6 protein-coding genes are annotated in these 6,736 nt (G+C 70.4%); 1 reads left to right on the forward strand and 5 read right to left on the reverse strand.

Annotated features, from left to right (window positions below):
* Nucleotides 1-178: 178 nt before the first annotated feature.
* Entirely contained in the window at nt 179-1,120 is a 942-nt protein-coding gene (locus AC08ON_RS00005) for a PadR family transcriptional regulator (RefSeq protein WP_476605959.1), read from the reverse strand.
* A 142-nt stretch (nt 1,121-1,262) separates the two neighbouring features.
* On the opposite strand from AC08ON_RS00005, the gene AC08ON_RS00010 reads away from it, so the two are divergent.
* Nucleotides 1,263-1,826 carry an SWIM zinc finger family protein gene (locus AC08ON_RS00010; RefSeq protein WP_476605958.1) on the forward strand — a complete coding sequence of 188 codons (564 nt, stop codon included), beginning with the start codon at nt 1,263-1,265 and terminating at the stop codon, nt 1,824-1,826.
* An 89-nt stretch (nt 1,827-1,915) separates the two neighbouring features.
* On the opposite strand, the gene glmS is transcribed toward AC08ON_RS00010, so the two are convergent.
* From glmS to rplM, 4 genes are all read right to left on the reverse strand, one after another.
* Nucleotides 1,916-3,820: a glutamine--fructose-6-phosphate transaminase (isomerizing) gene (gene glmS, locus AC08ON_RS00015; protein ID WP_476605957.1), complete on the reverse strand. Its 1,905-nt coding sequence runs from the start codon at nt 3,818-3,820 to the stop codon at nt 1,916-1,918.
* Nucleotides 3,821-3,925: 105 nt separating this feature from the next.
* Nucleotides 3,926-5,293, reverse strand: coding sequence for a phosphoglucosamine mutase (gene glmM, locus AC08ON_RS00020; RefSeq protein ID WP_476605956.1), 1,368 nt, complete (start codon nt 5,291-5,293; stop codon nt 3,926-3,928).
* A gap of 108 nt (nt 5,294-5,401) precedes the next feature.
* The gene (rpsI, locus tag AC08ON_RS00025) at nt 5,402-5,809 is read right to left on the reverse strand and encodes a 30S ribosomal protein S9 (RefSeq protein WP_011435068.1); all 408 of its coding nucleotides are present in this window, start codon (nt 5,807-5,809) and stop codon (nt 5,402-5,404) included.
* 93 nt (nt 5,810-5,902) lie between these two features.
* Nucleotides 5,903-6,346, reverse strand: a complete 444-nt coding sequence (gene rplM, locus AC08ON_RS00030; RefSeq protein WP_011435067.1) for a 50S ribosomal protein L13 — start codon at nt 6,344-6,346, stop codon at nt 5,903-5,905.
* Nucleotides 6,347-6,736: the final 390 nt, after the last annotated feature.

Here is a 6,736-nt window from a genome sequence, read left to right on the forward strand (position 1 = left end):
CGAACCGGTCGACATCCACCACGTCCACTCCGACGCCCACCACCGCCACCCGGAAAGGTTCCCACAAACGCGGTGTTGCGCCGCCGTCGGCACCGGGGCGGCCGGTGAGGTCCCCGCCAGCCGGTTCACGCCCACCTCGCCGAGGGCGCCCGCGCCCCGCTGATCAACGCTTCGTCGATCAGCGGGGCGCAGCCCGCCCTGGGGCCGATCCGCCGTTGCCGTCGTCCTTGCTGTCGCCATCGGGAGCGGTGCGGCCCTTGTCCGCGCCGGTGCCCGTGGCGGCACCCTCCGGTCTCATCGGGGGCTCGACATCGTCCCCGGCGAGGATCCGGTAGAGACCACGGCGGGTCTCGGCGAGCAGGGACCGCGCCGCGGCGATCTGCGCTTCGTCTCCGGCCTGGGCCACCTGGACGATGGCCGCACCGACGGCGAACGCCAGCGTTCGCAAACTGGTGAGATCGTCATCGACCGCCGCCGCAGCAGTCTCCCACGGCTTGCGCTCCCCTGCGCGTGCCTCGACGTGCGCCCGCCCGGCGTCGGTGAGATGGAAGACCCGCTTGCCCTCCGCCTCCTCCGCGCGCACGAGACCCTCGTCGGCCAGCAGTGACAGGACCGGGTAGACCGACCCCGGGCTCGGCCGCCAGATGCCACCGCTGCGCTCCGCAAGCTCGCGGATCATCTGGTAGCCGTGCATGGGCTCCTCGGCCAGCAGCGCGAGCAGCGCCTCCCGGACGTCGCCCCGCCCCACCTTCGGCCCACGGCCGCCGAAGCTGCCGGGACCGCCGAAGCCGGGGCCACCGAAGCCCGGACCGAACCCCGGGCCGGGAAAGCCGCCGAACGGCCAGCCCGGTCCGCCCCGGCGGCCTCTCGGCCCGCCTCCCGCGTGCCCACCGTGCTCACGATGCCCACCGTGCTCACGATGCCCACCGTGGCCGCCATGGCCGACGCGACCGGCCCGACCGCTCTCGGGGTGGTCCTGCTCGCCGGCCACCGCCTCCGACCGGCCACCACACCGCCCCCAAGCGCTCATCGCCTCGAAGAAGTCCCGCAGCCGGGACGGGCCGAACCCGGCCTCGCATCCCCAGTGGCCCCATGGACCCGGCATCATCTGTGAAACCATGATCATCTCCTTCGGATCGGCGTGACCGAAGCCATCCGCCCACACCCCATCACGTAGGATCACGATATATCGCGATGCAATCGACGACAAGACCTGCTCGCCTGGGCATCCCCGAACCGCGCGAATTCCGTAGGATTGAGCAGTGATCATTTCGGGGTCCGGGGAGAACGGGCACGGCGGAGACGCCGTCACCCCGCTCGAGGCAGCCTTCGAGGAACGCGCCTGCGCACAGCACGCCGGCACCGCCGTCTTCATGGAAGGGGTGAATCTGGCCCTTCTCGGTCGAGTCGAACAACTCCGTATCCGCCCCACCAACGCATCCGGCACGGTGGACGACGACGGTTCGTACGAGGTCCGTCTGGAGGCTGCCGACGACGGGCCGCGGACAGGCTGTACCTGCACCGAGGGATCCACCGGCTCGTTCTGCCGGCACGCGGTCGCGGTCGCCCTCGTGGCCACCGGCTCGGCGGGGCTCGCCGAGGAGGACGATGAGGGGGAGGACGGCACGATCCTCGGCGAGGAGACCCTCTTCACCGACGACCCGGTCCACGCCGCGATGCGCGTCTTCCTCAGCCGCGCCCCTCGCGCCGAACTCGTCGAGACCCTGCTCGACGCCGCCGACGACAACGACGCCGTCGCCGATGCGCTGTGGGAGGCGACGGTCGCCTGGCACGGCCGTCAGCACGGAGCGACGCCGTCCACCTGACCGGCAGGCCCCTGACCCGCAGGCCCGAGCCCCCGCAGCCCGACGCCAGGGGCCCCACACTGCGCCGAAGGCGCCGTGTGGGGAAGGGCTTACTCGACTGTGACCGACTTCGCCAGGTTACGCGGCTGATCGACATCGAGGCCGCGCGCAAGCGCCAGCTCGCACGCGAAGACCTGCAGCGGTAGCGTCGTGACCAGGGGCGCGAACAGCGACGCGGTCGCGGGTACGCGGATGAGATGATCGGCGAACGGTTCGACGGCGGTGTCGCTCTCTTCCGCGATCACGATCGTGCGGGCGCCACGCCCCCGGACCTCCTGGATGTTGGAAACGATCTTTCCGTGCAGGTTGGCACGACCCCGCGGGGACGGCACAACGACGAACACCGGCAGGCCGGGCTCGATGAGCGCGATCGGCCCGTGCTTGAGCTCCCCCGCCGGGAACCCCTCGGCGTGCATGTAGGCGAGTTCCTTGAGCTTGAGGGCCCCTTCCAGGGCCACCGGGTACCCCACATGACGACCGAGGAATAGCACCGCCTTCGCGTCGGCCAGGGCGCGGGCAAGCTCCCGCACCGGCTCGACCGTTCCCAGCGTCCGTTCGATCAGCTCGGGCATGCGCTGGAGCCGCTCGACGTACGCGGCGACCTCGTCGCCGTAGAGCACGCCGCGCACCTGAGCCAAGAACAGGCCGACGAGAAGGCACGCGGCGACCTGCCCGAGGAAGGTCTTGGTGGACGCGACCCCCACCTCCGGGCCGCAGCGGGTGTACAGCACCGCATCGGACTCCCGAGGGATCGTAGAACCGTTGGTGTTGCAGATGGCCAGCACCCGCGCCTTCTGCTCGCGCGCGTGTTTGACCGCCATCAGCGTGTCCAGCGTCTCGCCGCTCTGGCTGATCGCGATGACGAGGGTGGACCGGTCGAGCACCGGGTCGCGGTAGCGAAACTCCGAGGCCATCTCGACCTCGCAGGGCAGCCTGGTCCAGTGCTCGATCGCGTACTTCGCGATGAGGCCGGCGTGGTAGGCGGTGCCGCAGGCGACGATGAAGACCTTGTCCACGTCCCGGAAATCCTGGCCAGACAGCCGCTCCTCGTCGAGCACGATCGCACCGTCGGCGGAAAGCCGACCGCGCAGCGTGTCTGCCAGGGCGGTCGGCTGCTCGCTGATCTCCTTGAGCATGAAGTACGGGTAGCCGCCCTTCTCGGCGGCGCTGGCATCCCAGTCGACGTGGTACCGCCGACCCTCGATGATCTGGCCGCCGAAGTCGGTCACCGTCACGCCGTCCCGGCGGGCCTCGACCACCTGATCCTGCCCGATCTCCAGCGCCTCCCGGGTGTGGGCGATGAAGGCCGAGACGTCGCTGGCGAGGAAGGTCTCCCCCTGACCGAGCCCCACGACCAGCGGGCTGTTGCGCCGGGCCCCGACAACCACCTCCGGGAAGTCGCGATGCAGCACGACCAGGGTGAACGCGCCTTCCAGCCGCCGGCAGACCCGTCGCAGCGCGGCGGTCAGCGGATGCGCGCCCCCGTCGTACCCGCGGTCGGCACCGGCACCAGCACCAGCACCGGTGCCAGCAAGCTCGACTTCGAGGAGATGGGCGACGACCTCCGTGTCGGTCTCACTGGCGAGCTCGTGGCCGACCGTCTCCAGCTCGACCCGCAACGCGGCGAAGTTCTCGATGATCCCGTTGTGGATGACGGCGATGGCGCCGGTGCAGTCGGTGTGCGGATGGGCATTCGCGTCGGTCGGTCCACCATGCGTGGCCCACCGGGTATGCCCCATGCCGGTGGTGCCGGGCATCGGCCTGGAATCCGGATTCTCGGCGAACAGCTTCTCGAGGTTGGACAGCTTGCCGGCACGACGCGCCGTCCGCAGTGCCCCGGCGCCGACCACGGCGACACCCGACGAGTCGTAACCGCGGTACTCCAACCGCCGCAGACCGTTCAACGCGACATCCAGGGCCGCCTGGTCGCCGACGTAACCGATGATCCCGCACATGCGGCTCAGCGTACGCAGGTTCCCGGAGGTGAGAGCGTACCGGGGGACGCTCGGGGCAAGGTGTCCGCTTGTGGCCGCGGCGGGACCGGTCAGCGACGGGACCAGTCAGCGCGCCGGCGGCAACGCGGTGCGCACGACGGCGGCGAGTCGCTGTGCGACCGCCCGTGCGGCGGCGTCGGTGCCCGCCTCGACCATCACCCGCACGAGGGGTTCGGTGCCGGACGGCCGCAGCAGCACCCGACCCTCGTCACCGAGTTCCGCCTTGGCCAGGGCGACGGCCCGCAGCAGTTCCTCATTGGTGTCCACCTGCGTCCGGTCGACGCCACGCACGTTCACCAACACCTGGGGCAGCCGGGTCATCGCCTTGGTGAGCTCGCCGAGCGGTTGTCCGGTCTCGGCGACCCGGCCCAGGATCCGCAACGCCGTCAACAACCCATCGCCGGTCGTCGCGTGGTCCAGGAACACCACGTGCCCGCTCTGCTCACCGCCGAGCACGTAGCCTCCGGCACGCATCGTCTCCAGCACGTACCGATCCCCGACGGGTGTAGTGACGACGGTGATACCGGCCTCCCGCATCGCGTGGTGAAAGCCCAGATTCGACATCACGGTGACCACCACCGTGTCGTCAACCAGCTCACCCCGCTCGGCCAGCGCCAGAGCACACATCGCCAGGATCTGGTCGCCGTCGACGACCTCACCGGTCGCGTCCACGGCGAGGCAACGGTCCGCGTCGCCGTCATGGGCGATGCCGACGTCGGCGCCGTGCGCCACGACCGCGGCACGCAGGCTGTCGAGATGGGTGGCACCGCTGCCGTCGTTGATCGCTGTCCCGTCGCCGTCGGCGTGCAGCGCGACGACGTCGGCTCCGGCCGCCCGCAGCACCCGAGGGGCCAAGGTGGAGGCGGCGCCCTGGGCACAGTCGACGACGACCCGCAGGCCGTCGAGCGGCACCGGCAGCGTGGCCAGCAGATGCGCCGCATACCGGTCGAGGAGAACCGGTTCGTCGCGGACCCGACCGACGTCGGCGCCGACGGGACGGCGGCTGGGAGGTAGGGCCATCCGCCGCTCGATGGCATCCTCGACCTCGTCGGGCAGTTTGAGGCCGCCGGCGGCGAACAGCTTGATGCCGTTGTCCGGCATCGGGTTATGGCTGGCGGAGAGCATGACGCCGAACATCGCGCCGCTGGCCGCAACGGCGTGAGCCACCGCGGGCGTGGGTGCCACCCCGATCCGGGCCACGTCGGCACCGGAGGCCGCGAGCCCGGCGACCACCACAGCCTCCAGGAACTCCCCGGAGGGCCGCGTGTCCCGGCCGACGACCACTACCGGCTTACCGCCGCCGGAGGGCCCGCTGGTCCGGTTCGGCCCAGCGAGGACCTCGACCGCCGCGGAAGCCAGCGACAACGCCTGCTCCGCGGTCAGATCGATGTTGGCGACACCTCGGACGCCGTCGGTGCCAAAGAGCCTCACCATTGAGGTCTCCCTCGTCGAAGATCGTGGCGGAGACCGAGGGGGCACCGGTGGCACCGATCCCCTCCGGGAGCACGCCTCCGGGGGCACGCCCGCGAAGGGGATCCAAGGTCAGCGCTTGCTGTACTGCGGAGCCTTGCGGGCCTTCTTGAGCCCGTACTTCTTACGCTCCTTGACCCGAGCGTCACGGGTCAGGAAGCCGGCCTTCTTCAGGGTAGGCCGGGACTCCTCCTCCGCCAGCGTCAACGCGCGGGCGAGGGCGAGCCGCAGCGCACCGGCCTGCCCGGAGACGCCGCCGCCGTGCAGCCGGGCGACGATGTCGTACGACTCCATCCGATCCAGTGCCTTGAGCGGCTCGTTGACGAGCTGCTGGTGCACCTTGTTCGGGAAATACTGCTCAAGCGTGCGCCCGTTGAGCGTCCACTGCCCGGTCCCCGGGAGCAGACGCACCCGGACGACCGCCTCCTTGCGCCGCCCGGTGGCGCGGGGATTGCCCTGTACGTCGGTCACGACAGCCACGTCGCGTTCCTTCCTCGGTTGATGCGTGGTTCCCGGGGCCGATACCGCCGGGCGGGAAGACTCCGCCCGGCGACCGGCTCAGGAGGTCCGCGGCTACTGCGCGACCTGGATGATCTCGAACGGGGTGGGCTGCTGCGCCTGATGCGGGTGAGTCGGACCCGCATAGACCTTCAGCTTGGTCCCCTGGGCTCGGCCGAGCTTGTTCTTCGGCAGCATGCCCTTGATCGCCTTCTCGACGATGATCTGCGGACGGGTGTCGAGCAGCTCCCCGTAGGAGGTGCTGCGCAAACCGCCCGGGAAGCCGGAGTGCCGGTGGTACTGGGCCTGCTCCCGCTTGTTCCCGCTCAGGGCGACCTTACCGGCGTTGATCACGACAACGAAGTCGCCGGTGTCGATATGCGGAGCGAAGTATGGCTTGTGCTTTCCACGCAGGAGCGTGGCGGCCTGGGTCGCCAGCCGACCGAGCACCACGTCGGTGGCATCGATGACGTGCCACACACGCTGGACATCCGCGGGCTTGGGCTGGTACGTGCGCACAGGTCTGCCTTCTCGTTCGGACGATCCCGCCAGGAGACTCCCAGGGGGCCTCTCGCGGATCTCGTCAAGAATGTGGAGCGCGCAGACGGGACGTGTCACGCGCAGCAGTCTTTGAGGTTACCAGGCGATCGGAGCGGTTCACCGGGGGGGCACGGAAGGCCGGAGTACCGGGAGAGTATCGGGAGTACGGACATGCAGTCGGTCCGGCCACCGACCATGGACACCTGACCGAGCTGAATCCCGCCGACAACCTGGCTATTCTCACCAGGATGACGGAGATGGGCAGCGGGCGATCTGACGGGCGCGAGGGGCCCGGGGCCCCCGGGCACGAGGGGCCGACCCCGCTGTCCGGAGGCGCCGGCCACAATAGGACGTCTCCCGCACCGGCCG

It is taken from the genome of Frankia sp. CoWAU3 (assembly GCF_977971855.1).